We start from the raw sequence: 25,180 nt of genomic DNA on the forward strand, positions 1-25,180 counted from the left end.
ACGCGATGGCTTACAAGACTATCCTCGTGCATGTCGATCACTCGCCGCAATCTGCGGACCGTATTCGGATTGCCGCTGACATCGCACTTGCTGAAAACGCCCATCTGATCGGCACCGCGATGACGGGTATTTCCCGTTTTCTTTATGAAGATCACAGCATTCTTGTTGAGTCCCGTATCGAGATGCTTTGCGAACGGGCGAATCAGTCACTGATCGATTTCGAGGCCATCGTCAAACAGATCGGCGTCCCTTCTTATGAAAAAAGATTGATCAATGACGATCCTGCAGAAGGTCTTGTGCTGCAGGCTCGTTACAGCGACCTTGTAGTCATCAGCCAAAAGAATTTCAACGAATTCGACCCCAGCCTTGTCTCAAACCTGCCCGAATACGTGACCCTTCAATCCGTGCGTCCTATTCTGATTGTTCCTTATGAATCACAATCACGTTTGATAGCGAACCGGATATTGATAGCATGGGACGGCAGCATGTCTTCGACCAGGGCAATCAGCAATGCGCTGCCGCTACTCAAGCGTGCACAAGATGTCACTGTGGTGGTATTCAATCCTGCTGCGCAGCTAGACGTGCACGGTGAGCTGCCTGGCGCCGACATCGCCCTGTATCTTGCACGACATGGCGTCAAGGTAGATGTATTGCCGCAGGAGAACGAGAGCAACATCGGCAGCGCACTGATGGCGCTGGCGTCCGATCAGGGCTACGATTTTGTCGTGATGGGCGGTTACGGCCACGCACGCTTACGGGAAATCATATTGGGCGGCGTTACACTGACTGTATTGGGTCAGATGAGCGTCCCGATACTGATGTCGCATTAGAACGAGACCGACTTCCATCGCTTTAACAACCAACCGGGACACAAAAAATGAGAATTCTGCTGACTGTTGATGGCTCTATCTATACCAAAAAAGCGGTTAAATATCTGGCTTCGCATCTGGCATTCTTCAAGGAGATGCCGGAACTGCACCTGTTGCACGTCAAGGCACCCATTCCAGCTGGCCTGGCAGTTCATCGAGCGCGCGCCCTGCTCGGTAACAACGCTGTGGATAGTTACTACAAGGATGAATCGGAAAAGGCATTAGCCGTTGCCGAAAAAGCGCTGAGCAAGAAAGGCATTCCTTTCAAGTCCAGTTACAAGGTAGGCGAGATCACGGATGAAATCCGTAAGTATGCATCCAAGAACAAGATAGACCTGATCGTCATGGGTTCGCATGGGCATGGCGCGCTGGCTGGGGCAATCATGGGGTCGGTGGCGACCAAGATCATGGCATCAACCGACATACCGGTGCTGATCGTTCGCTAAACCGCCGCACAATCCACGACTTGCCCTTCAGGGCAACTCGACTTCTTCAAGATACTCGGGGACACGGCACGGCCAGTGTAGTGTTTCCTCGATACTCTTGCGCAAGGCATCTGCTGCATCCGGTTCGCCATGCGTAATAAACGTTTGTTTAGGTGGAGCAGAGAAATGGGAGAGCCAGCCGATAATTTCTCCCCGGTCCGCATGCGCCGACAAATTATCAATCTGCTTTACCTCTGCGCGTAGCGGCACATACTCTCCATGAATCTTGATGGCATCCACGCCCGCGATCATAAATGAATGTAATACATCAGCTCCTGCGCACGACCCAATCAAATACTTCGAGCCGGTAACTGTTCCGGTGCCACCGAGGAATTTGATACGCATATGTTTCCTTCGCTGGATAACGTAGCAGGAATCAGACAATGCCACCATCGTGTTGAAGCCAAACGACTTTTCTCTTAATAAAACTTATGATGGATCAAAAGAGCGGGAAATTCTTCAAGAAAAACGACGGAATCCGCATAAAATCAATATGCATCTTCAAGCAGATCAGCGCAAGAATGAATTGGCATTCAATGCGCGCAGCGACCAATGCACCAGCGATCGCTAATCACGTAAAACCCGTATTTTTAACAAACCCATAACAGCGACTTTGTCATATTCGCTGCCCAACGGATTGAAAGCAGGCCGGTAATGAAATGGAAAAATACGATAGACGGATACGGTTCGGTCCCTGTCGCTTTGCACTGGTTGACTGCCATACTGATAATCATCGCCTACGCAACGATGGAACTGCATGACTTGGCAGAGCGTGGCACGCCGCTACGGCAATCGATGAAAACATGGCACTACATGGCGGGGATATCCGTATTCGCGCTGACATGGTTACGTCTATCGGTACGCCTGGCCGGCGCCACACCGCAGATACTGCCGACACCGCCGCGCATTCAAACCAGACTGGCAAGCATCGTGAAAATCACGCTGTACTGCCTGATGCTCGGCTTGCCTTTGCTTGGCTGGCTGACCCTCAACGGCAAAGGACGTGAAGTCGAATATTTTGGCTATGTGCTGCCCACACTGATCGGGAAAAATCCTGCGCTCGCCGACCTTTTCAAGAAAGTGCATGAAACGCTGGCGAACACAGCTTATTTCGTGATCGGCTTGCATACGCTGGCAGCTCTCTACCATCACTACTTCAGACGGGATTCGACGATGCGGATGATGTGGTTCCGCCGTTGAAGGCGGGTGTTTGAATATCTCTGCGTCTGGGTGCCGCCCTCTCCTTGTCGATATGCAGGCAGAAAAAACCATAGGCGTCTAAAAAAAATCCCATCCGTCTTCGCAATATACTGCGGATGACATATTAAATTTCAGGAAATTGCCTCATGAATGCTTCTGACACGCCATACAGTCCGCTCCACGATCACGTTTTCGATCGCGGCAATCCGGTTGGAGAAAAGAAGACCGCCCTCGCATTGGTGCTCACGACGATCATGATGATTGCCGAAATCATCAGCGGTTACGCATACAATTCGATGGCATTGCTGGCGGATGGCTGGCATATGAGTTCGCATACGCTCGCACTTGGCCTGTCCGTGCTGGCTTATGTGCTGGCGCGACGTTACGCTCATGATTCGCGCTTTGCATTCGGCACCTGGAAAATCGAAATACTAGGCGGTTACACCAGTGCAATCCTGCTGATTCTGGTTGCAGGCCTGATGCTCTACCAATCCATAGAGCGCCTGCTGCATCCATCCGCTGTTTTCTATGATCAGGCCATCGTTATCGCAAGCATCGGCTTGCTGATCAACCTGGCCTGCGCTTATCTGCTGAAAGACGACCATCACCACCATCATGAACATGAGCATCATCATGCGCATGACACCCATCACCACGATTTGAATTTGCGCTCAGCCTATATGCATGTGATTGCAGATGCGGCGACTTCTGTCTTGGCAATTATTGCCCTGTTCGGTGGAAAATTATGGGGCGCGAGCTGGCTGGATCCATTGATGGGTATAGTCGGTTCCGTGCTCGTGTCGGTCTGGGCCTATGGCTTGATCCGGGATAGCAGCCGCATTCTTCTCGATGCGGAAATGAATGCGCCAGTCGTGATGGAAATCCGGGAAGTAATCGCCGCAAGCCCTGTTGCAGCCCGCATTTGCGACTTGCACGTATGGCGCGTAGGAAAGGATAAATATGCATGCATATTGAGTCTTGCGACTACCGAAGACGTCAGCCCGGAATATTTCCGCAGCCAACTGGCTGTACACGAAGAACTGGCCCACATCACAATCGAAATTCATCGGGTTTAACAAGCCCAGAAGCAAAAAAAAACACCTCCATGAACGGAGGTGTTTTTGATGATGCCCTTGATTCGACGCAGCTTAGCGGCCGGTAGAATCGCTATGGCGGCTGGCCTCGAACAGGAACCATGTACGCTGTTCCGTTTCATCGATCCAGACTTCAATCAGGCTGGTAGTGCCGATATCGTGATGCTCATCGCAGACGCTATGGGCTTCACGCAGACGCGCGCACAGTATTTTATTGTCTTCGCGCAGTTCAGCCAGCATGTCGTTTGGCTCTACATAATCCGCATCGTTGTCGAGTATGCGCTGGAGACGGGCAATGTGACCAATCGAGCGGAGCGTCGTGCCACCTACCTTGCGTATGCGTTCGGCGATCAAATCGGTCATTGCATAAATCTGTACCGCCTGATCGTCCAGCAGCAAATGGTAATCGCGAAAATGCGGTCCGCTCATATGCCAGTGGAAATTCTTGGTCTTCAGATAAAGGGCAAAGACATCTGCCAGTACGCCGTTCATGGCGCCGGTAATATCCTTGGTTGCTTTGGCATTCAGGTCGCTAGGTGTGATCAGCGGGGCAATCTGCCTGCGTTTCACATCTGATTTTTTAGCAACGGCTTTTTTCATCTTTTGCTCCTTGCATAAGTAAATATTACTGACTGAAATCGGAGTCACATCAAAACATGCCTTGCAAGCATACTGCCAAACCATGAACACTGCATCAGACGGCAGACATTACTGAGCACATGATTTCATCGGTTCGCTGGTTTATTCAGGAAAAAATTGACTGCCAGATCGACTATTGGCGGCTGAATGGAATGATTACCGTTGAATTCCAGATAGGTGACATCGTAACCGGCAGCCTTCATCTTTTGTGCATTCGGACGCCCGCTGGTTTCAATCGGCAATTGTTCATCAGACAGACCATGGGTAATGAATATATGCGGAGCGCCTTCTTGCATGAAGACCGACATGAAGCCGCCGGAAAACACGACCACATGGGTCACCAGATCGCCATTTGTAAGACCGATGGACATCGCATAGCTGCCGCCATCCGAGAATCCGGCAAAACAGAAACGGTCGGGGTCGATAAAATAATGCTCGGCGACTTTGGCTAACGCAGTATTGAGTCGCTGCAGGTCCGGACCGTTACCACCGATGACGATATCCCAGGTCGGATATATCGACTGCGGCACCATTAACAGAAACTGATTCTGCTCGGCATGCTGCTCCAGAAAGTGTGCAACTTTTTCCGCACTGCCGCCGCCGCCATGGAACAGAACCATTAAAGGAACTGCAACCTCTTCTTCCAGTCCCTTGGGAACATACAGGAAGGTATCGCGTTCTTCGGCTATGCCGAGCGAATGGCGGCCGGGTTGCAAAGGTGGTTTTATAGGTTGTGTGTGGGCAAAGGAAAGCCGGCCCATAAGTGAAGGATCGATCATGGCCCTATCTTACCTTTTTCAGTCGCGCTTGAGAAGCCGTAGCGAGGCGTAAGGAACGGAAGACGCGATTTTCACGACTGTTAAACTGCAAAGAAAACCGTCCGCTTGCCACGCACTTGCTTTGATCTTCGGTGGAGACAAGAACACCTCATCTGCATTACGCAAGACGAGGTGTCGGAAGCATCGATGAATTTACTGGAAGCTGCGCTGGGCAGGCGGCGTCCATTGATACAACCAGGTTTCCGACAAGGTTTGCCCATCCGCACTCAGATAAAGCCGCAGATCGATAGGCCCCTGAATATTGTCCGCAACTTTCAGATCGAATATAGCGCGATAGCCTTTCACGTCGTCCAGTGGGCGGGCAGAAGTGATTTCTATCGTCCCTTGCGTGGCGCTGATGACAGGCTCCACCTTGACGTTTTTTCCCAGCAGCGCCAGATCGCCGCCGACAAAATCGACCGCAAAACGCCATGAGAAATAAGTCCGTTTCTTGCCAACCACACCGCCTATGCCGGTGCGCGTCGCTGTCACTGTCGCTGTCTGCGGCAGCGCCGGCATTTTGCTGCCCCAGTGCAGCTTGTAGCCGAACAATAATTCCTGCCCCGGTTGCGGCGTGGCCCCCGGGTTCCAGAAAGCGACGATATTGTCGAAGGTTTCATCGACGGTTGGAATCTCTACCAGCTGGACAGAACCCTTTCCCCAGCCGGATTTGGGTTCCACCCACAAGCTTGGACGGCGTTCGTAAAACACCCCGTCGTCCTGATAGTGATCGAAATTACGATCACGCTGCATCAAACCGAAACCACGCGGGCCTTCATCGACATAGGCATTGAAGCGCAGGTTTTCAGGATTCACCAGCGGACGCCAGATCCATTCTCCCTTGCCTGAGTACATCGCCAAACCGTCGGAGTCATGAATTTCAGGGCGCCAATCGTTGTTGATGCGGCGGTCGTTTTCAGCGGTAAGAAACATGCTGGTCAAGGGAGCGATGCCCATGCGTTCAATCGTCTTGCGCGGATAGAGCGCGAGATCGATATCCATCAACAGCGTTGCGCCTGGCATGATCTCGAAGCGATAGGCGCCGGCGATGCTGGGCGAATCGAGCAAGGCATACACCACCAGCTTGCTCGATTGCAGCGCCGGACGTTCCAGCCAGAACTCGGTAAAGCGCGGAAATTCTTCCGGCCGTTCCATACCGCAGTCTATGGCCAGACCGCGCGCCGATAAACCGTATTGCCAATCGCCGCCCACTGCCCTGAAATAACTGGCGCCCAGAAATGCGGCCACATCGCGCACCAGATCAGTGTGAAAATTTACCCGGAAGCCGGCAAAACCAAGATCCTTGGGCAGATCAGAACCTTTCAGTCCGCTTTTCCCGTAATTGAACATGGCCGGATCGTAAGCCAGCTCGCGTGCCTTGCCGTCTTCAAGCTCGTGGATTTTGACCGATTGCGTGGCATACATGCCGAGATGAAAAAATTTGGCCTGAAAGCGCAACTTGTCCCCGGCCCACAAAGCATGGTCGTCGCGATAGGCTATCGACTGATGTTGATCCCAATCAAGTGCTTTGACTGCAGCCGGCACTTCTGTGGCCGGCAAATGGTAAGGCTGGCCGGCCAGTGCGCGGGCACGCCCTTTCAACCATGCATAGTCGAAAGGCACGGCCTTGCCCAGCGTTTTCAATTTTGCGGGAGCGTTTCCTGCTGCATATAACTGCGGTGCGGAAAAACCAGCCAACGCAAGCGCAGCGGATGCTTTGAGTAAATCACGACGTTGCATCAGACTCCTTTATTTAATTGCGGCAAGTGCCAAAGCCTTTTGGCATAGCCAGACCGATAACGTTCAATTTACTTGGCTTCCATGCGTGCAACGTGAAGCATGCAATGCTGGCACCTTGTACCCATCATAAAAAAGCCATCAATTTAATATAAATTAATTATATTAATCATGTAGTTATAAGATTAAATTAAAGTTATATATTAATGTTAAATCGGCTTCCGTATTTGCCCGTGCCGGCAGATGGGCGACAAGCTGCCTTATGTTCGCTATCATTAGGGGTTCACCCACTGTATGAAAAAGGAAGTAGCAATGAGCGACACGAATACCGATCCAGCAGTACAGCCGGAAACCCTGACCAAAAGCGAAGTAGCCTCATTCTGCCGCCATCTGGGCCGTAGTCTGAAAGGCATCACCAGTAACGACCCGGCACTCGCTGCACACTTGATGCGCGAATCGGAATATCTGGAAAACAACCACTTCAGCGCCGCCGCCGAGATGTTTGCGACGGTAGCCGCGATTCTGGATCCGAATCCGCCTAAAAGAGACGCGTCCTAATCAGTAAGGTGGGAGTGCCGTCTTCCATCCAAGCCAAAAGCGGATGCGGCGCGGCATGCAGATCGTTCTTTTACCGATCTGCATGCCGAATTTCAAACATGCAGACAGTTCATGCTTGATCGATAGTCATCGCTTACAAAAAATATTTCGTCTGCGACACGATAACCACATACATCATCGATAAACGACGCTATGATCAGCGCCCGAAGCAAAAATTTTCGAGCGCATATGATCCGGTCCTTTTTTCTCGCATTCCTCTTCGCACTGAGCACATCTGCATCAGCCATGTCGTTGGGCTCCAAGCATGCGATCGTCATCGACGAGGCGACCGGCAAAATACTGTTTGAGAAAAATTCCAGTGATATCGTACCGATTGCCTCACTGACCAAGCTGATGACGGCGATGGTTGTACTCGATGCCCGTCTGGACATGCATGAGCACATCATGATCACCGACGACGATGTGGATACCCTCAAATTCAGTTCATCCCGTGTGCCGGTAGGCAGCATGTTGACGCGTAATACCCTGCTGGAACTTGCCCTGATGTCGTCCGACAATCGTGCCGCACATGCGCTGGCGCGCACCTATCCGGGCGGCATTGAACACTTCAGGCTGGCGGCACGCAACAAGGCGCATGCCTTGTCGTTACGCCGCACGAATATCGAAGAGCCAACCGGCCTTTCCCCTTACAACACATCGACCGCGAGCGATCTGGCCAAGCTGGCGATGGCTGCTGCACGCTATCCGGAAATTGAAAGAATCACCACCTCGGCAGGCGATTTGATCGATCTGGGCAGTTCGGCACGCCGCTATCACAACACCAACAAACTGGTGGGCGACAAGAACTGGACGATTTCCCTGTCCAAAACAGGTTATACGCAGGAGGCCGGCCGTTGCATCATCATGCGCGTACGAACCTCAGGGCGCGATGCCATCATGGTGTTATTGAATGCGCGTGCCAGCGCAAATCGGACTGCCGATGCCGTCAGCCTGCATCGCTTCCTGATGACAGGACATGCTCAACCGGTCATGGCTGGTTTGAATTTGAAATAATAATGCGCGCTACCAGGCGCATGCATTCCGCCTCGAGCTATCGATCGCCGAATCGGATCTTCAGATATGCCGCTGAAATTCCAGTGGTTTGATTTCTTTCGCGGCTTCGGCCTGCACTTCCGGATTGGATGCGCAACTGGAGCAACTGCTGCATCCACTGCCGCAACCACCGCCTGAAGATTCGCCCGGCTGCAGAAATCCACCAAGCTTGCGCAACAACACAGAACGCGATGGCTGGTTCAGCGCGGTCGCCAGCGCCAATTGCCTGCCGCGCATCCACTTGGGCAGCAACTTGCGCAACACGTACAGTCCGCTGATCAGCACTACCGCGCCGATAATCACATCTTGTACAAGTCCGTAGATCGTCATGTGAGCGCCTTCGTGATTTGGTACGTCAGGAACGCAGCCAGATAAGCCAGGCCGAACAGATAGCCTGCAGAAACCGCCACTACCCGCCAGGAATTCGTTTCACGCCGAATCACCGCCAGCGTCGACATGCACTGCGGCGCAAACACATACCAGGCCAGCAATGCCAGTGCAGTCGCCAGCGACCATTGCGCGGCAATCACCGGCCCCAGTTGCGCCGCCACTGCATCTTCGCTGCCCGACATTGCGTACACGGTGCCCAAAGCCGAGACGGCTACTTCACGCGCCGCTAGGCCTGGAATCAATGCAATGCAGATTTGCCAGTTGAAACCGACGGGCGCAAACACGTGCTCCAGCAGACGGCCTATCTGGCCGGCCAGACTGTAATCGATGGCCGGCAACGTTGCACCTTCTGGCGGCCCCGGAAATGTCGAAAGAAACCACAACAGCACGGTCAGCGACAGGATGATGGTCGTCACGCGGCGCAGGAAAATCAGCGCTCTTTCCCACAGGCCGATAGCGATATTGCGCACGCCCGGCAAACGGTAGGATGGCAACTCCATCAGCAAGGCATGTTCGCTTTTATCCTTGCGCATGCGCTTGATCACCCACGCCACGGCAAATGCACTGACGATGCCGGCTACGTACAACACGAACAAAACGATGCCTTGCAGATTGAAGATATTCCATACCGTCGTGGCGGGAATGAATGCCGCAATCAGCAAGGTATAAACAGGCAAACGTGCCGAACAGGTCATCAGCGGCGCCACCAGTATAGTCGTCAGACGGTCACGCGGGTCTTGAATACTGCGCGTCGCCATGATGCCGGGAATGGCGCAGGCAAAGCTGGATAGCAAGGGAATGAACGAGCGCCCGGTCAAACCGGCCTTGAACATCATCCTGTCGAGCAGGAAGGCGGCACGCGGCAGGTAGCCGGATTCTTCCAGCACCAGTATGAAGAGAAACAGAATCAGAATTTGCGGCAGAAACACCAGCACCGCACCCAGCCCGGCGAAAATGCCATCGACAATCAGACTGCGCAACAAGCCGTCCGGCAGCGTCGATGCAAACCATTGGCCAACAATGGTCACACCTTCGGTAATGCCATTCATCAGCGGCTCAGCCCAGGAAAACACGGCCTGAAAAATGAAGAACATCACCGCTGCCAGTATCGCCAGGCCGAATACCGGATGCAGGACCCAGCGATCGATCATCTCATCGTTCATCGCGGTTGCACGCGGCATGGTGACGGCAGCAGCCAGTATTTTGCGCACCTGTGCATGCAGATCAGCGGCATTTCCCTCTGTTGCCGGCACGGCTTCCGGCAATGCCATGCCATCGAGATGGGCTACCAGCGCTTTTGCACCATCGCTGCGTATCGCCACTGTTTCGATCACATCCATGCCGAGCTGGCGCTGCAGTTCTTCACGATCGATGCTGATGCCACGCTTGCGCGCCGCATCCATCATGTTCAAGGCAAGCACCATCGGCCGCCCGAGCCGCTGTACTTCCAGCACGAAGCGCAAATGCAAACGCAGATTGGTCGCGTCCGCCACGCAGACGATCAACTCCGGCAATGCTTCGCCGGCGATGCGCCCAAGGCAGATATCGCGCGTAATCACTTCATCCGGACTGGTGGCATCCAGGCTGTAGGCGCCTGGCAGATCCAGCAGGTTGAATACGCGACCGGATGGCGCAGTGAAGCGTCCTTCCTTGCGTTCAACCGTCACGCCGGCATAGTTTGCGACCTTCTGGCGACTGCCCGTCAGCTGATTGAACAAGGCAGTCTTGCCGCAGTTGGGATTGCCGACCAGCGCGATACGTGAAATAGACATGGGATGAAAGTTAGCTGGCAAGGTGGATGTGCACACGTTGCGCTTCCGAACGGCGCAAGGCGAAACGTGTAAAGCCGATCTGCACTAATAAAGGATCGGCGCCTATCAGCCCGCGGGCCACGATACGAACCGGCTCGCCCGAGACAAAGCCGAGTTCGCGCAAACGCTTGGCAATCGGATCATCGCCGGTCATATCTGCCACTTCGTCAACGACGGCAGAAGTAAAGGGAAGCAATTCTGAAAGATTCACACGACGCCAATACAAATAACAATGATTCTCATTATATTCTATTTTTGTATTTGAGCACAGCGTCAGTACAAAGGAAAAAGTACGCAAGGTGCCGAAGGTGCACCCTCTCAATGCAACTGTTTTCGTCCACGGCTCGAGCGTACTAATTCCAGCGAAATTCGCTCGATTTGATTGCGGAGTTTCCGCAGTGAAAAGAATGAAACGCGTTCACCAGAAAGCTCAAGCTCCAGGTGAAGAGGCGCTTAAAAGAAGTGATGCCGCGCAGAAAAGAAGCCCGGCATTTCGCGACAAGTGCGGCTCTGCATCGCGTATCAAGCTGCGTGTTTCTTTACCCACGCGACATATTGATCCATCCAGGCTTGCAGGAATTTTTGACTGCCTGCCCCAATATTTCCATCCTGGTCGAACAAGCCCTCTTTGGCCTGAATAAATGCTTCCGGTTGCCCCAGCGTCGGCACATCCAGATAAGCGAGAATATTGCGCAAATGCTGTTGCGCAATAGCGGTACCGATGGCGCCGACCGATACACCCAGCACACCGGCCGGCTTGCCTGCCCATGCACTCTGTCCGTAGGGGCGCGATGCCTGATCGATCGCATTCTTGAGCACGCCGGGAATGGAACGATTGTATTCAGGCGTAAGGAACAGCAGGCCTTGAGAAGCCAGAATTTCAGCTTTCAGCCGTTTCACAGGTGGAGACGGATTCGCATCGTCATCCTGGTTGTAAAGCGGCAGATCGGAGATTTGCAACTGCTTGAATGAGAAATCGGATGGGGCCAGTTTTACAATGGCGTTCGCCATTTGATGGTTGAACGAATCCTTGCGCAGACTACCGACAACAACCGCGATCTGATACTTGCTCATGATGACTCCTGGTTAGAAAGAATCTTGCATTTGTGTTTGCGCTTTTTATCGCAGCATACTTCCGCTTGCCGATTATCTCACTGCGTTTTGCCGCAATCAGCTGGCATCCATCATAAACAAAAAACCGCCATGACGTTTACCATGCACAGCACACACCTGAATCACCACCGAATACACGCATGAATCCAGAACATCTATCACTGCTAGTCAGCCGCACCATGCCCTACGGAAAATACAAAGGCCGCCTGCTCGCCGATCTGCCCGGACATTATCTGGGCTGGTTTGCACGCGAAGGTTTTCCCAAGGGAGAGCTGGGCAGCCTGATCGCGCTGATGTATGAACTCGACCATAATGCACTGCGACATTTGCTCGATCCACTACGCACGCACTGATACGCCTGTGGCTATGCATCGATAAATCAGCGCCCTGCTCCGGCCGCTGGCAAACCAAGTTCAACCATATCAATCAGACGCTGGCCGATTGCTTCTGCCTGCTGTGCATCCAGCACGCGTAAAGGTCCGTCGATCAACAACATCGAAAGCCCGTGTACCGCAGACCACGCAAGAAACTCTGCGCCCGGCCGCCGCTCCGGCGCCAATACTCCGGCGGCAAGCAGCTCATCCAGCGCAGAGCTCAACAACTGAAATGGCGTCAAGCCGCTCTTGCCGGCCATTTCCGGAGTGCCAGCCTTTTGCAAATCCTCGTGCACGGAAAACGCCGTGCGAAACAAGCCCGGCTCGGCACGCGCAAAACGCATATAGCCGGTCCCCACCGCGCGCAAATGGGCGCGCGCACCGTCAGCCGCATTGCTACCCGATCCGGCAACCGCCCATTCGGCTTCAATCGCTTGTGCAAGCTGCGCCTGCGCGACGGCACAGACTGCCTGCAACAATGCGTCGCGATCGGCGAAGTGCCGGTATGCCGCATTCGGCGCGACACCAGCCTGCCTGGTCACCTCGCGCAATACCACTGCTGTCGGTCCGCCGACGCGCGCCAGTTCCGTAGCGGCATCCAGCAAGGCGCGATACAAATCGCCATGGCGATAGGTTTTTCGTTTGGGAATACTCATTTTCTTTGTCATTTTAAATGATTGTGTACACCGTACACTATTCGTAATAATATTTATGGACACTGTACACAACAACTCATTTCAAAGGAGAAACATCATGCAAACAGCCATCAGTAAAACAACTGCCGAAGCCGATGTCCGCAAAGTGATCGAGAGCTGGCAAAAGGCCGCTACAGCCAGCGACCTCAATGCCATCATGTCGCACTACGCACCGGATATCGTCGCTTTCGATGCCGTCCTCGCCTTGCAATTCAAGGGAGTAGATGCGTACACAAAGCACTGGCAAAACTGCCTGACGATGTGCTGCGGCCCGATGATTTTCAAGATGCAGGAATTGAACATTACGGCCAGCGACGACATTGCCTTCAGCCACTGCCTTAATCAATGCAGCGGCACAGACAAGGATGGGAATGAACATTCGTCGTGGATGCGTGTCACAACTGGCTACCGCAAAACAAATGGTCAATGGCGCATTGTGCACGAGCATTTTTCAGCACCGTTTGATCCAGAAAGCGGCAAGGCATTGTTTGACCTGAAACCGTAAACCGTATTCGCAACGCCAGATCATCGTCTGCCATGACAACCGCCCCTTCTGTTGAAACCCAACCAGAACCGGTACTGCCATCTATGCCGAATGATTACCGGCAAATGGTCAGGCAATTCGATCTGCTCTGGGAATCCTCTACAACAGGGCACGATCAGCAGGAAATGCAAAGATTGATCGTCCTGATTGAGTCATATGAAGACACTCTGAAAATCCGCGCATTATCCCCTCCCCCGACGGCCTCAATGGAACAGGCGCGTCATCAGTTGCAGCACCCAGGATGTTCACTTAAAGGAGAAGCACCATGAGCAACGCCAAAGTTCAATCCATTCCCGCAGGCATGCATAGCGTGACACCGCATCTGATATGCGCCGGCGCCGCAGATGCTATTGCGTTTTATATCAAGGCTTTCAATGCCGTAGAAGTATTCAGGCTGCCTGGGCCGGAAGGCAAGCTGATGCACGCACAACTACGTATCGGGGACTCGACCATCATGCTGGTCGATGAAATGCCGAATTGCGGTGCGCTTGGCCCGAAGGCGCTCAAAGGCTCACCCATCTCACTACATCTTTACGTTGAAAATGCCGACGCAGCTTTCGCACGCGCTGTTGCCGCCGGTGCAAGCGTCAAGGTCGAGCTGCAGGATATGTTCTGGGGCGACCGTTACGGCGTCGTGGAAGATCCGTTTGGGCACCAATGGTCGATTGCCACCCACATACGCGATGTAGGCCCGGAAGAAATGCAGCAGGCAATGCAAAAAATGGCAGCCTGATCGGCCCTCTTTATTTATCTTCAAAATTGATTGCAAGGAGCCATCACCATGCGATTCATGATCATTATCAGAGCCGATAAAAATACCGAAGCAGGCGTTATGCCAGACCAGAAGCTACTCACTGACATGGGTAATTTCAACGAAGAGCTGGTCAAAGCCGGCATCATGCTGGCCGGCGAAGGATTGCAGCCGAGCTGCAAAGGTGCGCGCATCCAGTTCTCCGGCGACAAACGCACCGTCATCGACGGACCATTTCCGGAGACGAAAGAGTTGATCGCCGGCTTCTGGATCTGGCAAGTAAAATCGAAAGAAGAAGCAATCGAATGGGTCAAACGCTGCCCTAACCCAACCGGTGCCAACAGCGAAATCGAAATTCGGCAGATATTCGAGGCAGAAGATTTCGGGAGCGAATTTACGCCGGAACTGCAGGAACAGGAAGAGCGCTTACGCGCACAAATTACCTCGACTCAAACCTGAACTCTGGAATAATCGGATGGCATATGACAGTATACAAGCTGTGACGGGCGCGATGCTAGGTATATACAGAACAAAGCCCCCCATTTGAAATAGTGGGGGAGCTTCGTTTACTGATGGGCTCGTCAATTTTCTAATCTCAGGCCACAATTTCCACCTTAGTTTTTCAGCTTTTCCACTATCGCCGCCAGAAAATCAAGATCATCTATCGTATTCCTGCCCGTAGGTTTTGAGCGAGCGCTTAAGGCAACAACCACTACATTTTCTTCCGGGTTGATATAAAGATATTGCCCATGAATTCCTCTGCCCATAAATGCCTGCTCATGCACCTTTCCTGCTTCAGGCTTCATGGTCCACCATTGATAGCCATACCCATTCTTGCCAGTGACACCGCTAATGGGCTTTGCTGTCGTTGCTTCGGCTATCCAGTTATCTGGAACAATTTTTTTCCCATTCACTTCTGCGCCATTGAGAATGAATTGTCCAAAGCGCGCAAAGTCACGCATGACTGCGAGAATGCCACTGCCTCCAACCTCATGACCATTTGGAGAATCCAGCCACCAATAGGCATCAGCCTGCATCCCCGCTGGAATCCACACTTTTTTGGAAAGATAGTCTGCCAGGTGCATCTTTGTTGCGGCTTGAACAATCTCACCAATCAATACCGTTTCACCTGTGCTGTAGTTAAAGTTCTTTCCCGGTTCAGAGGCTTTTGGCAGGGTTTTCAAAATATCAAAAATACCGCCCTTCTGATTGCTTGCAATTTGCAGCTCCAGCAATTTTCTTCGGTCCGAGCTTGGGTCGGTATACGTTTCGTTCCACTTCACCCCGGATGCCATCATGAGTACATCCTTGATGGAAACATCCTGATAAGCACTGCCAGCAAGTTGAGGCAAGTACTTCACTACGGGATCGTCGACACTGGTGATATAGCCATCCTTGATCGCAGCGCCAACCAAGGTGGACACAAAGGATTTTGCTACCGACATGGACATCCATCGTGTATCCGGCTTTAGTCCAAAATCATAGTGCTCATAGGCAATCTTGCCATTCTTCAGCACGAGCAAGCCAACCACCCTGTTCAAAGCAACATAATCCGGCAAATCATATTTCTTCCCCTCTGAAGTGAAAGTCAAAGAAGTTATTTGCTTGTCGCTCAAGGGCATCGGAGATGGTTTCCCCCCTGCTTTAATCACTCGCGTCGGAAAAATTTTATTGGTGTTTTGATAGGTTCGGACAGCTTTGTCCGGGTAAAGAGAGCCATCGTAGATTTCGCGAGCCGTACCAATATCAAGCTTGGTGGGCGGGCTGGCAAAGCTGTTGGAAGTAAAGGTCGTCGAAGCGACAAGTAGCGGGATTAAACCAATTAACTTTTTCACAATACATCTCCTGTCATTGTTCTTGTTTAACAATAGGTTCGTGCCGAAAATCATTCTGAAAGTTCTGCTCAGTCATTTTTAATGGTGAGTCAGAAATTCAATCAATTGCTGTAGAAAAGCCTTTGCAGCAGGCACATGAAAATGAATCCCCGCAATTAACTTTACTCTAAAAAACAACTCATAAAGTACTTCCAGGCGACTAATTTCATGCGTTTCTCAGCGAATGTTTACATTGATCAAATCGCCTTGCGCAAAGTCAGATTGATGCGATGTTCACCAAGCAAGGGATGGCTTGCCATCTTCAGCGGCAGAACCCCGTGATAGCGCAGTCTGCTTGCTCCACCCCACACCACTACATCGCCATGCGTTAAAGGAATGCGCATGGCTTTGTCTTCGCGGCTCATCCCGCCAAACAAAAATACGGCTGGGATGCCAAGCGAAACGGAGACTATGGGCTGACTGAAATCACGCTCATCTCTATCCTGATGCAGCGACATGCGCGCACCGGGATCATAGCGATTGATCAGGCAGGCATCCGGCTTGAAATCGCTGAAACCTGCATGCGCGGCAGCATCGGACGCGAGTGTGGAAAAAAGTGCGGGCATAGACGGCCACCGTTTGCCGCTGTCCGGGTCTACAGCATCGTAGCGATAGCCGGCGCGATCCGACACCCAGCCATACCTCCCGCAATTGCTCATTGCAACCGACATGCGAAAACCGCCCGGCGTGACCTGATGCCGTAACGGCGCCGCGCTGACAATCTTTTCCAGCTCCAAGAGAATATCCCCTTCCACGGGCAGCGCAAATCCGCGCAAGACGACGGCGCCCGGACACAACTCCTCGCGCCAGCTGCGCGGTTCTTCCCTATCAAACAAATTCAAATTCATGTACATATTTCTCATTCGTGCGTATCAGCTGCGTCGAGCGGCTTCGATTGCCGCGATGTCTATTTTTCCCATCTCCGTCATGGCTTCGAACGCGCGCTTGGCCGCAGTTCGATCAGGATCGGTGATCGCGGCTATCAGGGCACGCGGCGTGATCTGCCACGATACCCCCCATTTGTCCTTGCACCACCCGCATGCGCTTTCCTGTCCACCATTTCCGACAATCGCCGTCCACAAGCGGTCCGTTTCGGCCTGATTGTCGGTCGCGACCTGAAACGAGAAAGCCTCGTTGTGTTTGAGCTCCGGCCCCCCGTTCAGGCCAAGACAGGGAATGCCCATCACCGTGAACTCGACCATCAACACATCCCCTTCCTTTCCTGCAGGATAGGCGCCGGGCGCGCGATGGACCGCTCCTACCGTGCTGTCAGGGAATGTTTCGGCATAGAATTTTGCGGCGTCCAATGCGGCGCCGTCGTACCAAAGGCAAATCGTATTTTTGCTGATCATCTTGGTTCTCCTGAATGGACAGATAACAGAGGTGCCATTCGCGCATCAAGCTTTAAGCCGAAAGGCCCACCACATACGCCTTCGATTAAGTTTTTCGCAACGAGTGCCGGAAAAATCGCCGTGCCGCTGATTTTATGTCAGCTATCAGCCTTGAATTCAAGCACTCGATGCAGCACTACCTACCGTGTCAGCAAGTGTCACTCGTCATTTCCCTGTCGCCATCTGTATGAACAAGACGTAAAAAAGCCCGCGCAAGCGGGCTTTTTTACGATCAGGTGTAGCTTTATTCGATTACTTGTTAACCAATGCACGTGGTTGCAACAAGGCGAGTCCGGCACCTATCACCAAGGCGCCAGCAACAAAATACATGCCTGCGTTGGTGCTGCCAGTCACGTCTTTCAACCAGCCGACGATGGACGGGCTGACGAAACCGGCCAGATTGCCGACCGAGTTGATCAAACCGATGCCGGCAGCAGCGGCAGCGCCGCTGAGGATGGCACTTGGGTAAGTCCAGAATACCGGCATCGTCGACAGCATGCCTGCAGTACCGAGCGACAAGGCCAGCAAAGCCAGCACTACGTTATCGCCATACACTGTGCTGAGGAACAAACCGAGGCCGCCCAGCGCACTGGCAATGGCAAAATGCCAGCGACGTTCACGCATGCGATCTGCGCTACGCGCCACCAGCAAGGTAGCAATGACGCCGCAGCTGTAAGGAATAGCAGTCAGAAGACCGACATCCAGTGCATCCTTGACCCCGGATGCCTTGACTAGCGTAGGCAGATAGAAGCTGATGCCGTACAGGCCCATCATGCAGCAGAAATAAATTGCGGCCATCAACCAGACTTTAGGATTCGTGAATACACCAGCCACCGAATGCGATTTGCTTGCATCCACGCCATCATGCGCAATATTTTCTTCCAGCACCTGCTTCTCATTTTCCGACAGCCATGTCGATGCGCGTATGGTGTTAGGCAAATAGAACAGTGTGATGACGCCCAAGAGGAGCGATGGAATGGCTTCCAGCAGGAACAGCCATTGCCAGCCATACCAGCCATTGGAACCGGCAAAGTGATTCATGATCCATCCCGACAACGGGCCGCCGACTACGCCGGCAATCGGGATACCGATCATGAACAATGCATTCATCCGGCCGCGACGCGAGGACGGGAACCAGTAGGTGAGATACAGAACGATGCCAGGAAAGAAGCCAGCTTCTGCCACACCGAGCAGGAAGCGAATGACATAAAACATCGTAGGGGAAGTCACGAACATGGTCGCTGCCGACAGCACGGACCAGGTAATCATGATGCGGGCAATCCAGACCCGGGCGCCGACACGATGCATGATGATATTACTCGGTACTTCAAACAGGAAATAGCCGATGAAGAAAATACCTGCACCCAAACCATAGACGGTTTCGCTGAATTGCAGATCGTTCAACATGCTGAGCTTGGCAAAGCCCACATTGACGCGGTCGAGGTAAGCCGCAACGTAACAGATGAACAGGAAAGGTAACAACCGCAGGGTTACTTTGGCGTAAGTGCGATTTTCCAGCGACGTGCGGTCACTGATAGTGCTGAGAGGAATTGCGCTCATGGAAAAATATCTTATTCAGAATTGTCGGAACGAAGATGACTAAAGTAAACTCGTCTTCGTTTATGCCGGATGATGCATGGTCGCCAATATGGGAAGCGATGCGTTTAAACTGCTGCAAATGCTGGATTGACAGACGTTTGCGAGATGCCGGTGGAGGATAGACCGAACGAGATAAAGACCGATTTTGCCGGTTTTTTCGATGATAACCCCGGCAATTATCGCTACACATGCAAACATTTCATGCGCACATGAAAATTATGCTGCGAAGCAGCAATATTCAAGAAAAGCGTTTTCAAAGTACAAAGAATGACGCCATTCATATAGGCCATTGCTTAATAAAGCAGCTGGCAAACCATCTTTAGTCCTGCACTAAATAAACAATGCCACCCTTTCAGGTGGCATTGTTTCAATATTTTCTGTTGCATGATTGATCACGCAAGAGAAAATTACCTGCTCATCTTTCAATCTGCTCCAGCTTCCAGTACATCGCCGCCACAACCAAGCCGTATATCACGTGGGCACTCAGCGTGGTCCAGCCGCGCATGCCGGCAAACCAGGAGAAAAACTGCACCATGCCGTAAAAGTTGAAAAGATAGAGCACCGCCCCGAAGACCGCACCTGTCAGCAACACCATGCCCAGACTGGAGTCAAAACGAAACGGCACGATGATAGCCGCAAGAATCAGACTGAAAACAATACCAAGCACATAGTGCGTACACAGCGCCACAGCCACGATCATCAAATTAAAATCGGTCGACTGCAATGCATCCTGCCCCATGGTAATGGCCGCTACCATATGCGATGTTTCCCATGGATTGGCGCCCATGATAATGGTTGACCAAAGCAACTCCAGCACCATCAGCACTGCGCCTGCTGCAAAACCGGAAACCGCCGCCACCGTCCAGTCAGGACTGCGGTGTTCCCACCGATGTGAATGCATGTGAAGTTCCATAGCAGCCTCCATAAAAAACCATTCCAACCTGTTGCCAACCCTGGCAATTACCGCACAACCGACATTTTCTCTGTCATCTACAAGTACTGATTACCATCCAGCATGATTCCAACCACCCACTCTTCATCAAGGGAAAACCGGAATATGCGGTTCCTCACCACCGAATTTCATTTCGGGATGGCGTTCGGCCAGCATGTTTTCAATTTCATCGACCCGACGAGCAGGCACATCCGCGATCATCAGAATTTTCCCGTTTTCAAGAGCGGGATAAAACGCTTTCAACTGCGTGTTAGGCACTGCCGCAGCAACCATGCTCGATGCCCATCCGCCAAAAATAATACCGATGAACGTGGTCACGAGCACCGTTGCCTCTCCCAAGTCGTAATACACGATCAACAAGGCACCAAACGCTATACCGAGAAGCGCACCAACAACCATGCCGGCTGCTGCGCCATGCAAAACGTCAGTCTTCAACAGGAAACTCGCTTCCGGCATGTCCGGTGGCAACGGCGTATTGCCTGACATAAAACGCACATGTCGCTGTTCTATACGATGGAGCAACATGTCATCAAGAGTGCGGCGGGCACTTTCAATGTCCGGGAGGAAGTAATAAAGTCTATGTCTCATGACGGCTCCTTTGCTTGCCTGTGCACAATTCAGTATAGGCAATTTACTCAGACTTTCAATGTATAAGCCCGGCCCGATTTCTCTCTTCGCGGGCACGTTCACATTTCATGCTCAGCAGCACTTATCAAACTGTTGCAGACTTCATCTGGCAAGCAGCAAATCCTGACGAGGCAAAAGAAACTTCTGCACGGGAACGCGATACGCGCACGCTGCATCCAATATCACGACAACACAAGAAAGCAGAGGGAGTGATGCAAACATCCACAAAAGAAGACAACCCCGGCGCATGGTCTGACATGGAGATTGCGCAACGCATTGCGCGCGGTGATCAGTCTGCATTCGAATTCATGATGCGACGGCATAACCGTCCTTTGTACCGCACCGCGCGCAGCATTCTTAAAGACGATGCCGAGGCCGAAGATGTACTGCAGGAAGCCTATCTGCTGGCATATCGGAATATAGGAAAATTTCGCGGCGAATCTGCTTTATCCACCTGGCTGACACGCATAGTCATCAATGAAGCCATAGCAAGGTCGCGCAAAAGCAGACGCAGAGCGGAAATCATTCGACTCGATAGCGACAACACGTCGCCACTGGAATATGAAGTGGCGGAGGTCAACATGAACGAAGCAATAAACGTAGCGACAGCGGAACAACCTGAAAGCGTCGTTTTGCGGGCGGAGGCGCGCCGCATGCTAGAGCGGCAAATCGACGCCCTGCCCGACGTATTCCGCACAGTTTTCGTATTACGCGCACTGGAAGAGATGAGCGTGGATGAAGTCTCGCGCTGCCTCGACGTTCCGGAAGCCACCGTGCGCAGCCGTTTCTTTCGTGCACGCGGCATGTTGCGCGAAGCATTGGCCAGAGAAATCGATTTCGTCTACGAAGAGGCTTTTTCCTTCGATGGTGCGCGTTGCGATCGCATCGTGGCCGGCGCACTTGATCGCGTCAAGAATTTACAGGCAGACCAAGCCTGATTACGTGCAGTAACTATTCAATGGAGAAATGACATGTCCTTTTTAATTCAACCCGATGATTTCACACTGCAAGACACGCGCCGCTCCTTTCTGAGCAAATCCGGACTGCTGCTATCCGGTGCCGCCGTTGCACTTCTTGCAGGACAGGATGTGCTAGCCGCCAAAAAAGGCGGTGCCTCGACCCACGCCGACGTCAACATACTCAACACTGCGCTGGGAGCAGAGCTGGAAGCAATTGCCGCCTATCAGCTGGGCGCCGAAAGCGGTTTGCTGCAAAAACCCGTACTTGATCTGGCACTGACTTTTCAGGGGCACCACAAGGAACATGCAGACATCCTTGCCAAGACCATTGCAAAACTCGGCGGCAAGGCTGTCAATGCCAAAGAAAAATATACCTTTCCAGTGGAAAAACTGAAATCGCAAACAGATGTGTTGCGCTTTGCCGCCACGCTGGAAAAAGGCGCAGTCAGCGCCTATCTGGGCGCAGTCCCGCTGTTCGGCAATCGTGAACTGGCGCAAGCGGCTGCAAGCATCCTCGGCGATGAAGCCATGCACTGGGCGATTCTGCGCAATGCACTGGGCGAAGTGCCGGTACCTTCGGCTTTCATGTCCTGAGGGTGAACCAGCATGCGTGCATTAGCCGGTTTGATTCTGGCCGCCTGCATGGCATCGGCAGCAACAACTGCCGATGCAGCACCGGATAAAAGTGCGGCACTGGCGACGCAGGTCAAGGCCGGCGAAGCGATTTACGCTCGTTGCATGGCATGCCATGCTCTCGCTTATGATCGCACCGGCCCGCGGCATTGCGGCTTGTTCGGGCGTCGCGCCGGTAGCGTGAAGGATTTCAAGTATTCGGATGCAATGAAACATTCAAATATCGTCTGGAATGAAAAGACGCTGAATCTATTTCTCAGCAACCCGACCAAAACGGTGCCGGGAACCACGATGACGTATGCCGGAGTTACAAGTCAAAAAGAACGCAGTGACCTGATCTCTTACCTGAAACAGGCCAACACATCGCCTGAATGCAAAAAATGAAAATCCATCCTTTGCTTGATGAACATCCGTTGAACACCATGTCCGCACACGCAACAAGCGCAGCTGTGAGTGAAATGGAAGCCAATGATTTTTCAGAACGTGACTGGCGTCGGCTGCTGATTCATCTCGGTGAAAATCCGAATCGCCAGGGTTTGCAGGAAACGCCGAAACGCGTGCAAAAAGCATGGCAGCAATGGACTGCCGGCTATGCGCAAGATCCGGCCGAAATTTTGAAAGTCTTTTCGGACGGTGCCGAACAATACAAGGAGTTGATCATCGTGCGCGGCATTCCCGTGTACAGCCACTGTGAACATCACCTCGCGCCCTTCTTCGGTACCGCCACCATAGGCTATACGCCGAATGGAAAAATCGTCGGCCTTTCCAAGCTGACGCGTCTGGTCGATTGCTTCGCGCGGCGTTTGCAGGTGCAGGAACGCCTGACCATACAGATTGCAGAAACACTGATGGAACATGTACAGCCCTTGTCGGTTGGCGTCGTCATTCGCTGTCGTCACATGTGCATGGAAAGTCGCGGCATCCGGGCGCAGGGGGAAGAAACCGTGACCTCGGCGCTACTGGGAGAAATGCGCAGCAATCCTGCGCTCAGAAGCGAGTTTCTGACGCTGACACGCGAGAAGGATTGACGATGCGAAATATGACGTCATACTCGCCGCATGACTGACGCCTGCAGTAAAACGTAAAGTTTTATTCAGTGCAGATGACGTAAAAAAACCGGCCGCAATAGCCGGTTTTTCATTATCAAGCAGCAAAACCACCATCTATCGTCAGACTGGCACCGGTTATATAACCGGCTTCCGGGCCGGCCAGATAAGCAACAAAGCTGGCGATTTCTTCTGTCTTGCCGTAACGGCCGATTGCCATCAAGCCTTTCATGGTTTCCGCAAACTCTCCTTCTGCAGGATTCATATCAGTATCTACCGGTCCTGGCTGTACATTGTTGACTGTGATACCGCGCCCACCCAGATCACGTGCCAGGCCTTTTGTCAAACCGACGATTGCCGATTTGCTCATTGCATACGCTGCCCCGCCCTGGAATGGCATGCGGTCAGCGTTGATGCTGCCTATCGTGATGATGCGCCCACCTACACCCATGTGGCGCAGTGCTTCTTGAGTTGCAACAAAAACGCTGCGCACATTCACGGCAATTGTCCGGTCAAAATCGTCCAGTTTGAAATCTTCAATCGCTCCCAAGGCAAATACACCAGCGTTATTCACCAGAATATCGATGCCACCAAATGTTGCGGCTGCCTGATCGATTGCCTGCCTGACTGCCGTAGCGTCGCTGCTATCAGCCTTGATTGCCAAAGCGCGGCCGCCGTTTTGCTGAATGGCATAGACGACTTCATTTGCCTTGTCAGACGAACTGACATACGTAAAGGCAACTGTCGCACCATCGCGTGCCAGACGTTTGACGATTGCTGCGCCGATACCGCGTGAACCGCCTTGAACGAAAGCGACTTTACCGAGCAAAGTTTGCTGTGTTGTATTTGACATGATTTGATCTCCGTTAGAGTGAATTGAATTGCGAAGCGACGGAGTCAGTGTCGAACATGGATTATGGTGTTACTAGACAGTAGTCACTATAATCTGTTGATACCAATGGTTTAAAATTGACGTGGAAGAAGTCATGGAATCAATGAGCGGCATCGAGTGTTTTGTACGTAGCGCCGAAGCGGGCAGCTTCTCGGAAGCCGCACGACGCCTCAGTCTGACTCCTGCCGCCGTAAGCAAGAATGTTGCAAAACTGGAGTCCAATCTCGGCGTGCGTTTATTCCAGCGTAGTACACGCAGCCTGACCCTGACCGAGGCCGGCGAACGCTTTCTGGCTGAAGTCAGTAGCGGCTTGGCCATCATACAATCGGCCGTCGCCAATCTGACCAGCGCTGATGGCCAGCCGGCCGGCGCATTGAAGATTAGTATGGGTACCGGTTTCGGACGCGCGTATATCGTGCCTTTGCTGGGAAATTTTCTGCAACGCTATCCTGCCATCGTACCGGACTGGCATTTCGACAATCGTCGCGTGGATATGGTCGCGGAAGGATTTGACGCAGCCATCGGCGGCGGCTTCGAGTTGCCGCCCGGCGTCATTGCCCGTTCACTGGCGCCAGCACATGGTGTGCTCGTTGCTGCACCGGATTATTTTACGAATAAAACGCTGCCGCAATCTCCCATTGATCTGGCCCAGCATGATGGCATCCTGATCCGTTCGCCGCAGACCGGGCGCGTAAGACCGTGGCCTTTGCGCAATCACGCCAACGAACAAATGCCGATCACATTGCGCATCCGCATGACAATGAGCGATCCGGATGCCGCATGCGAAGCGGCTCAACTTGGTTTGGGTATCACGTTGATCGCCATGCCTAATGCGCTTCCTTATCTGGAAAGTAAAAAACTGCTGCGGGTGCTGCCCGACTGGTACGTCGATATGGGGACGTTGTCTCTCTACTTCACAGCCCAGAAACTATTGCCGGCAAAAACGCGGGCCTTCGTCGATTTTATCGTCGAACATTTCCGTACCCAAAAACTCGCCCAGCGCTTTTCCGCTTTTTAGCACGATACAAAGTCCAATC

Annotated in this window: 32 protein-coding genes and 1 pseudogene; 17 read left to right on the top strand and 16 right to left on the bottom strand. The window is 52.6% G+C overall.

Going from position 1 to position 25,180, the window contains the following annotated elements; translation table 11 throughout:
* Window positions 1-5 precede the first annotated feature (5 nt).
* Together ACIQW9_RS04590 and ACIQW9_RS04595 are read left to right on the top strand one after the other, a co-directional pair.
* Complete coding sequence (locus tag ACIQW9_RS04590; RefSeq protein WP_402333521.1) at window positions 6-830, top strand: universal stress protein; 825 nt, start codon at window positions 6-8, stop codon at window positions 828-830.
* 47 nt (window positions 831-877) lie between these two features.
* Window positions 878-1,315: a universal stress protein gene (locus tag ACIQW9_RS04595; RefSeq protein ID WP_402333524.1), complete on the top strand. Its 438-nt coding sequence runs from the start codon at window positions 878-880 to the stop codon at window positions 1,313-1,315.
* A gap of 27 nt (window positions 1,316-1,342) precedes the next feature.
* Here the strand turns inward: ACIQW9_RS04595 and ACIQW9_RS04600 are convergent.
* Window positions 1,343-1,585, bottom strand: a pseudogene (locus ACIQW9_RS04600) (MBL fold metallo-hydrolase RNA specificity domain-containing protein); the annotation flags it as partial.
* 163 nt (window positions 1,586-1,748) lie between these two features.
* Between ACIQW9_RS04600 and ACIQW9_RS04605 the strand changes: the two are divergent.
* From ACIQW9_RS04605 to dmeF, 3 genes are all read left to right on the top strand, one after another.
* Window positions 1,749-1,925, top strand: coding sequence for a hypothetical protein (locus ACIQW9_RS04605; protein ID WP_402333527.1), 177 nt, complete (start codon window positions 1,749-1,751; stop codon window positions 1,923-1,925).
* A gap of 83 nt (window positions 1,926-2,008) precedes the next feature.
* Window positions 2,009-2,554, top strand: coding sequence for a cytochrome b (locus ACIQW9_RS04610; RefSeq protein WP_402333530.1), 546 nt, complete (start codon window positions 2,009-2,011; stop codon window positions 2,552-2,554).
* Between the two features lie 146 nt (window positions 2,555-2,700).
* Window positions 2,701-3,630: a CDF family Co(II)/Ni(II) efflux transporter DmeF gene (gene dmeF, locus ACIQW9_RS04615; protein WP_402333533.1), complete on the top strand. Its 930-nt coding sequence runs from the start codon at window positions 2,701-2,703 to the stop codon at window positions 3,628-3,630.
* 72 nt (window positions 3,631-3,702) lie between these two features.
* Here the strand turns inward: dmeF and ACIQW9_RS04620 are convergent, their stop codons facing one another.
* The 3 genes from ACIQW9_RS04620 to ACIQW9_RS04630 all read right to left on the bottom strand — a co-directional run bounded on the left by ACIQW9_RS04620 (window position 3,703) and on the right by ACIQW9_RS04630 (window position 6,845).
* On the bottom strand, window positions 3,703-4,248 hold the full coding sequence (locus tag ACIQW9_RS04620; protein WP_402333536.1) for a Dps family protein: 546 nt from the start codon (window positions 4,246-4,248) through the stop codon (window positions 3,703-3,705).
* A gap of 125 nt (window positions 4,249-4,373) precedes the next feature.
* Window positions 4,374-5,066: an alpha/beta hydrolase gene (locus tag ACIQW9_RS04625; RefSeq protein ID WP_402333539.1), complete on the bottom strand. Its 693-nt coding sequence runs from the start codon at window positions 5,064-5,066 to the stop codon at window positions 4,374-4,376.
* Between the two features lie 192 nt (window positions 5,067-5,258).
* Entirely contained in the window at window positions 5,259-6,845 is a 1,587-nt protein-coding gene (locus ACIQW9_RS04630) for a glucan biosynthesis protein (protein WP_402333542.1), read from the bottom strand.
* A gap of 309 nt (window positions 6,846-7,154) precedes the next feature.
* Here ACIQW9_RS04630 and ACIQW9_RS04635 point away from each other — a divergent pair, with 309 nt between their 5' ends.
* On the top strand, window positions 7,155-7,400 hold the full coding sequence (locus ACIQW9_RS04635) for a hypothetical protein (RefSeq protein WP_402333545.1): 246 nt from the start codon (window positions 7,155-7,157) through the stop codon (window positions 7,398-7,400).
* 228 nt (window positions 7,401-7,628) lie between these two features.
* Window positions 7,629-8,453, top strand: a complete 825-nt coding sequence (locus ACIQW9_RS04640; RefSeq protein WP_402333548.1) for a D-alanyl-D-alanine carboxypeptidase family protein — start codon at window positions 7,629-7,631, stop codon at window positions 8,451-8,453.
* A 60-nt stretch (window positions 8,454-8,513) separates the two neighbouring features.
* Here ACIQW9_RS04640 and ACIQW9_RS04645 read toward each other — a convergent pair whose 3' ends face one another.
* From ACIQW9_RS04645 to ACIQW9_RS04660, 4 genes are all read right to left on the bottom strand, one after another.
* Window positions 8,514-8,822 carry a DUF6587 family protein gene (locus ACIQW9_RS04645; RefSeq protein ID WP_402333551.1) on the bottom strand — a complete coding sequence of 103 codons (309 nt, stop codon included), beginning with the start codon at window positions 8,820-8,822 and terminating at the stop codon, window positions 8,514-8,516.
* Complete coding sequence (locus ACIQW9_RS04650) at window positions 8,819-10,654, bottom strand: ferrous iron transporter B (protein WP_402333554.1); 1,836 nt, start codon at window positions 10,652-10,654, stop codon at window positions 8,819-8,821. Before ACIQW9_RS04650 ends, ACIQW9_RS04645 begins: the two co-directional genes overlap by 4 nt.
* Before the next feature lie 10 nt (window positions 10,655-10,664).
* Window positions 10,665-10,904, bottom strand: a complete 240-nt coding sequence (locus ACIQW9_RS04655) for a FeoA family protein (protein WP_041323296.1) — start codon at window positions 10,902-10,904, stop codon at window positions 10,665-10,667.
* 311 nt (window positions 10,905-11,215) lie between these two features.
* Window positions 11,216-11,767: an NADPH-dependent FMN reductase gene (locus tag ACIQW9_RS04660; RefSeq protein WP_402333557.1), complete on the bottom strand. Its 552-nt coding sequence runs from the start codon at window positions 11,765-11,767 to the stop codon at window positions 11,216-11,218.
* A gap of 179 nt (window positions 11,768-11,946) precedes the next feature.
* Here ACIQW9_RS04660 and ACIQW9_RS04665 point away from each other — a divergent pair, with 179 nt between their 5' ends.
* A complete protein-coding gene (locus tag ACIQW9_RS04665; protein ID WP_402333559.1) occupies window positions 11,947-12,159 on the top strand; it encodes a DUF3820 family protein in 213 nt (70 codons plus the stop codon).
* Window positions 12,160-12,185: 26 nt separating this feature from the next.
* Here the strand turns inward: ACIQW9_RS04665 and ACIQW9_RS04670 are convergent, their stop codons facing one another.
* Window positions 12,186-12,836 (bottom strand): TetR/AcrR family transcriptional regulator, encoded by a 651-nt coding sequence (locus ACIQW9_RS04670; protein WP_402333561.1) that lies wholly within the window; start codon window positions 12,834-12,836, stop codon window positions 12,186-12,188.
* 97 nt (window positions 12,837-12,933) lie between these two features.
* Here ACIQW9_RS04670 and ACIQW9_RS04675 point away from each other — a divergent pair, with 97 nt between their 5' ends.
* From ACIQW9_RS04675 to ACIQW9_RS04690, 4 genes are read left to right on the top strand one after another with little or no spacing between them, the layout of a single operon-like run.
* The gene (locus ACIQW9_RS04675) at window positions 12,934-13,380 is read left to right on the top strand and encodes a YybH family protein (RefSeq protein ID WP_402333563.1); all 447 of its coding nucleotides are present in this window, start codon (window positions 12,934-12,936) and stop codon (window positions 13,378-13,380) included.
* A gap of 32 nt (window positions 13,381-13,412) precedes the next feature.
* Window positions 13,413-13,688 carry a hypothetical protein gene (locus ACIQW9_RS04680; RefSeq protein WP_402333566.1) on the top strand — a complete coding sequence of 92 codons (276 nt, stop codon included), beginning with the start codon at window positions 13,413-13,415 and terminating at the stop codon, window positions 13,686-13,688.
* The gene (locus ACIQW9_RS04685; RefSeq protein ID WP_402333569.1) at window positions 13,685-14,152 is read left to right on the top strand and encodes a VOC family protein; all 468 of its coding nucleotides are present in this window, start codon (window positions 13,685-13,687) and stop codon (window positions 14,150-14,152) included. Before ACIQW9_RS04680 ends, ACIQW9_RS04685 begins: the two co-directional genes overlap by 4 nt.
* 48 nt (window positions 14,153-14,200) lie before the next feature.
* Entirely contained in the window at window positions 14,201-14,629 is a 429-nt protein-coding gene (locus ACIQW9_RS04690; protein ID WP_402333571.1) for a YciI family protein, read from the top strand.
* Between the two features lie 155 nt (window positions 14,630-14,784).
* Here the strand turns inward: ACIQW9_RS04690 and ACIQW9_RS04695 are convergent, their stop codons facing one another.
* From ACIQW9_RS04695 to ACIQW9_RS04720, 6 genes are all read right to left on the bottom strand, one after another.
* Entirely contained in the window at window positions 14,785-16,005 is a 1,221-nt protein-coding gene (locus ACIQW9_RS04695) for a serine hydrolase domain-containing protein (RefSeq protein WP_402333574.1), read from the bottom strand.
* 236 nt (window positions 16,006-16,241) lie between these two features.
* Window positions 16,242-16,892: a DNA oxidative demethylase AlkB gene (gene alkB / locus ACIQW9_RS04700; protein ID WP_402333577.1), complete on the bottom strand. Its 651-nt coding sequence runs from the start codon at window positions 16,890-16,892 to the stop codon at window positions 16,242-16,244.
* Between the two features lie 24 nt (window positions 16,893-16,916).
* Entirely contained in the window at window positions 16,917-17,396 is a 480-nt protein-coding gene (locus ACIQW9_RS04705; RefSeq protein ID WP_402333580.1) for a VOC family protein, read from the bottom strand.
* A gap of 291 nt (window positions 17,397-17,687) precedes the next feature.
* Complete coding sequence (locus ACIQW9_RS04710) at window positions 17,688-18,995, bottom strand: MFS transporter (RefSeq protein ID WP_402333582.1); 1,308 nt, start codon at window positions 18,993-18,995, stop codon at window positions 17,688-17,690.
* 454 nt (window positions 18,996-19,449) lie between these two features.
* Window positions 19,450-19,947, bottom strand: coding sequence for a hypothetical protein (locus ACIQW9_RS04715; RefSeq protein WP_402333584.1), 498 nt, complete (start codon window positions 19,945-19,947; stop codon window positions 19,450-19,452).
* Between the two features lie 126 nt (window positions 19,948-20,073).
* Entirely contained in the window at window positions 20,074-20,574 is a 501-nt protein-coding gene (locus ACIQW9_RS04720) for a DUF1269 domain-containing protein (protein ID WP_402333587.1), read from the bottom strand.
* A 251-nt stretch (window positions 20,575-20,825) separates the two neighbouring features.
* Here ACIQW9_RS04720 and ACIQW9_RS04725 point away from each other — a divergent pair, with 251 nt between their 5' ends.
* The 4 genes from ACIQW9_RS04725 to folE all read left to right on the top strand — a co-directional run bounded on the left by ACIQW9_RS04725 (window position 20,826) and on the right by folE (window position 23,233).
* The gene (locus tag ACIQW9_RS04725; RefSeq protein ID WP_402333591.1) at window positions 20,826-21,551 is read left to right on the top strand and encodes an RNA polymerase sigma factor; all 726 of its coding nucleotides are present in this window, start codon (window positions 20,826-20,828) and stop codon (window positions 21,549-21,551) included.
* Window positions 21,552-21,584: 33 nt separating this feature from the next.
* Window positions 21,585-22,166: a ferritin-like domain-containing protein gene (locus ACIQW9_RS04730; RefSeq protein ID WP_402333594.1), complete on the top strand. Its 582-nt coding sequence runs from the start codon at window positions 21,585-21,587 to the stop codon at window positions 22,164-22,166.
* Window positions 22,167-22,178: 12 nt separating this feature from the next.
* Window positions 22,179-22,589 (top strand): c-type cytochrome, encoded by a 411-nt coding sequence (locus ACIQW9_RS04735; protein WP_402333596.1) that lies wholly within the window; start codon window positions 22,179-22,181, stop codon window positions 22,587-22,589.
* Between the two features lie 74 nt (window positions 22,590-22,663).
* Window positions 22,664-23,233, top strand: a complete 570-nt coding sequence (folE, locus tag ACIQW9_RS04740) for a GTP cyclohydrolase I FolE (RefSeq protein WP_402337886.1) — start codon at window positions 22,664-22,666, stop codon at window positions 23,231-23,233.
* Window positions 23,234-23,348: 115 nt separating this feature from the next.
* Here the strand turns inward: folE and ACIQW9_RS04745 are convergent, their stop codons facing one another.
* The gene (locus tag ACIQW9_RS04745; protein WP_402333599.1) at window positions 23,349-24,104 is read right to left on the bottom strand and encodes a 3-oxoacyl-ACP reductase family protein; all 756 of its coding nucleotides are present in this window, start codon (window positions 24,102-24,104) and stop codon (window positions 23,349-23,351) included.
* Window positions 24,105-24,237: 133 nt separating this feature from the next.
* Between ACIQW9_RS04745 and ACIQW9_RS04750 the strand changes: the two genes are divergently transcribed.
* Window positions 24,238-25,161, top strand: a complete 924-nt coding sequence (locus ACIQW9_RS04750; protein WP_402333602.1) for a LysR family transcriptional regulator — start codon at window positions 24,238-24,240, stop codon at window positions 25,159-25,161.
* Window positions 25,162-25,180 lie beyond the last annotated feature (19 nt).

Source organism: Herminiimonas sp. NPDC097707 (genome assembly GCF_044761395.1).
Classification (GTDB): domain Bacteria; phylum Pseudomonadota; class Gammaproteobacteria; order Burkholderiales; family Burkholderiaceae_D; genus Oxalicibacterium.

Bases quoted from the DNA above. Each gene is read 5' to 3' on its own strand.
- ACIQW9_RS04675 (WP_402333563.1), top strand. From the start codon at position 12,934: ATGCAAACAGCCATCAGTAAAACAACTGCCGAAGCCGATGTCCGCAAA.
- ACIQW9_RS04625 (WP_402333539.1), bottom strand. From the start codon at position 5,066: ATGATCGATCCTTCACTTATGGGCCGGCTTTCCTTTGCCCACACACAA.
- ACIQW9_RS04705 (WP_402333580.1), bottom strand. From the start codon at position 17,396: ATGATCAGCAAAAATACGATTTGCCTTTGGTACGACGGCGCCGCATTG.
- ACIQW9_RS04620 (WP_402333536.1), bottom strand. From the start codon at position 4,248: ATGAAAAAAGCCGTTGCTAAAAAATCAGATGTGAAACGCAGGCAGATT.
- ACIQW9_RS04665 (WP_402333559.1), top strand. From the start codon at position 11,947: ATGAATCCAGAACATCTATCACTGCTAGTCAGCCGCACCATGCCCTAC.
- ACIQW9_RS04725 (WP_402333591.1), top strand. From the start codon at position 20,826: ATGCAAACATCCACAAAAGAAGACAACCCCGGCGCATGGTCTGACATG.
- ACIQW9_RS04610 (WP_402333530.1), top strand. From the start codon at position 2,009: ATGAAATGGAAAAATACGATAGACGGATACGGTTCGGTCCCTGTCGCT.
- ACIQW9_RS04680 (WP_402333566.1), top strand. From the start codon at position 13,413: ATGACAACCGCCCCTTCTGTTGAAACCCAACCAGAACCGGTACTGCCA.
- folE (WP_402337886.1), top strand. From the start codon at position 22,664: ATGGAAGCCAATGATTTTTCAGAACGTGACTGGCGTCGGCTGCTGATT.
- ACIQW9_RS04750 (WP_402333602.1), top strand. From the start codon at position 24,238: ATGGAATCAATGAGCGGCATCGAGTGTTTTGTACGTAGCGCCGAAGCG.
- ACIQW9_RS04710 (WP_402333582.1), bottom strand. From the start codon at position 18,995: ATGAGCGCAATTCCTCTCAGCACTATCAGTGACCGCACGTCGCTGGAA.
- ACIQW9_RS04630 (WP_402333542.1), bottom strand. From the start codon at position 6,845: ATGCAACGTCGTGATTTACTCAAAGCATCCGCTGCGCTTGCGTTGGCT.
- ACIQW9_RS04650 (WP_402333554.1), bottom strand. From the start codon at position 10,654: ATGTCTATTTCACGTATCGCGCTGGTCGGCAATCCCAACTGCGGCAAG.
- ACIQW9_RS04645 (WP_402333551.1), bottom strand. From the start codon at position 8,822: ATGACGATCTACGGACTTGTACAAGATGTGATTATCGGCGCGGTAGTG.
- ACIQW9_RS04730 (WP_402333594.1), top strand. From the start codon at position 21,585: ATGTCCTTTTTAATTCAACCCGATGATTTCACACTGCAAGACACGCGC.
- ACIQW9_RS04590 (WP_402333521.1), top strand. From the start codon at position 6: ATGGCTTACAAGACTATCCTCGTGCATGTCGATCACTCGCCGCAATCT.
- ACIQW9_RS04745 (WP_402333599.1), bottom strand. From the start codon at position 24,104: ATGTCAAATACAACACAGCAAACTTTGCTCGGTAAAGTCGCTTTCGTT.
- ACIQW9_RS04735 (WP_402333596.1), top strand. From the start codon at position 22,179: ATGCGTGCATTAGCCGGTTTGATTCTGGCCGCCTGCATGGCATCGGCA.
- ACIQW9_RS04660 (WP_402333557.1), bottom strand. From the start codon at position 11,767: ATGAGCAAGTATCAGATCGCGGTTGTTGTCGGTAGTCTGCGCAAGGAT.
- ACIQW9_RS04685 (WP_402333569.1), top strand. From the start codon at position 13,685: ATGAGCAACGCCAAAGTTCAATCCATTCCCGCAGGCATGCATAGCGTG.
- ACIQW9_RS04715 (WP_402333584.1), bottom strand. From the start codon at position 19,947: ATGGAACTTCACATGCATTCACATCGGTGGGAACACCGCAGTCCTGAC.
- ACIQW9_RS04720 (WP_402333587.1), bottom strand. From the start codon at position 20,574: ATGAGACATAGACTTTATTACTTCCTCCCGGACATTGAAAGTGCCCGC.
- ACIQW9_RS04635 (WP_402333545.1), top strand. From the start codon at position 7,155: ATGAGCGACACGAATACCGATCCAGCAGTACAGCCGGAAACCCTGACC.
- ACIQW9_RS04690 (WP_402333571.1), top strand. From the start codon at position 14,201: ATGCGATTCATGATCATTATCAGAGCCGATAAAAATACCGAAGCAGGC.
- ACIQW9_RS04670 (WP_402333561.1), bottom strand. From the start codon at position 12,836: ATGAGTATTCCCAAACGAAAAACCTATCGCCATGGCGATTTGTATCGC.
- dmeF (WP_402333533.1), top strand. From the start codon at position 2,701: ATGAATGCTTCTGACACGCCATACAGTCCGCTCCACGATCACGTTTTC.
- ACIQW9_RS04595 (WP_402333524.1), top strand. From the start codon at position 878: ATGAGAATTCTGCTGACTGTTGATGGCTCTATCTATACCAAAAAAGCG.
- alkB (WP_402333577.1), bottom strand. From the start codon at position 16,892: ATGAATTTGAATTTGTTTGATAGGGAAGAACCGCGCAGCTGGCGCGAG.
- ACIQW9_RS04640 (WP_402333548.1), top strand. From the start codon at position 7,629: ATGATCCGGTCCTTTTTTCTCGCATTCCTCTTCGCACTGAGCACATCT.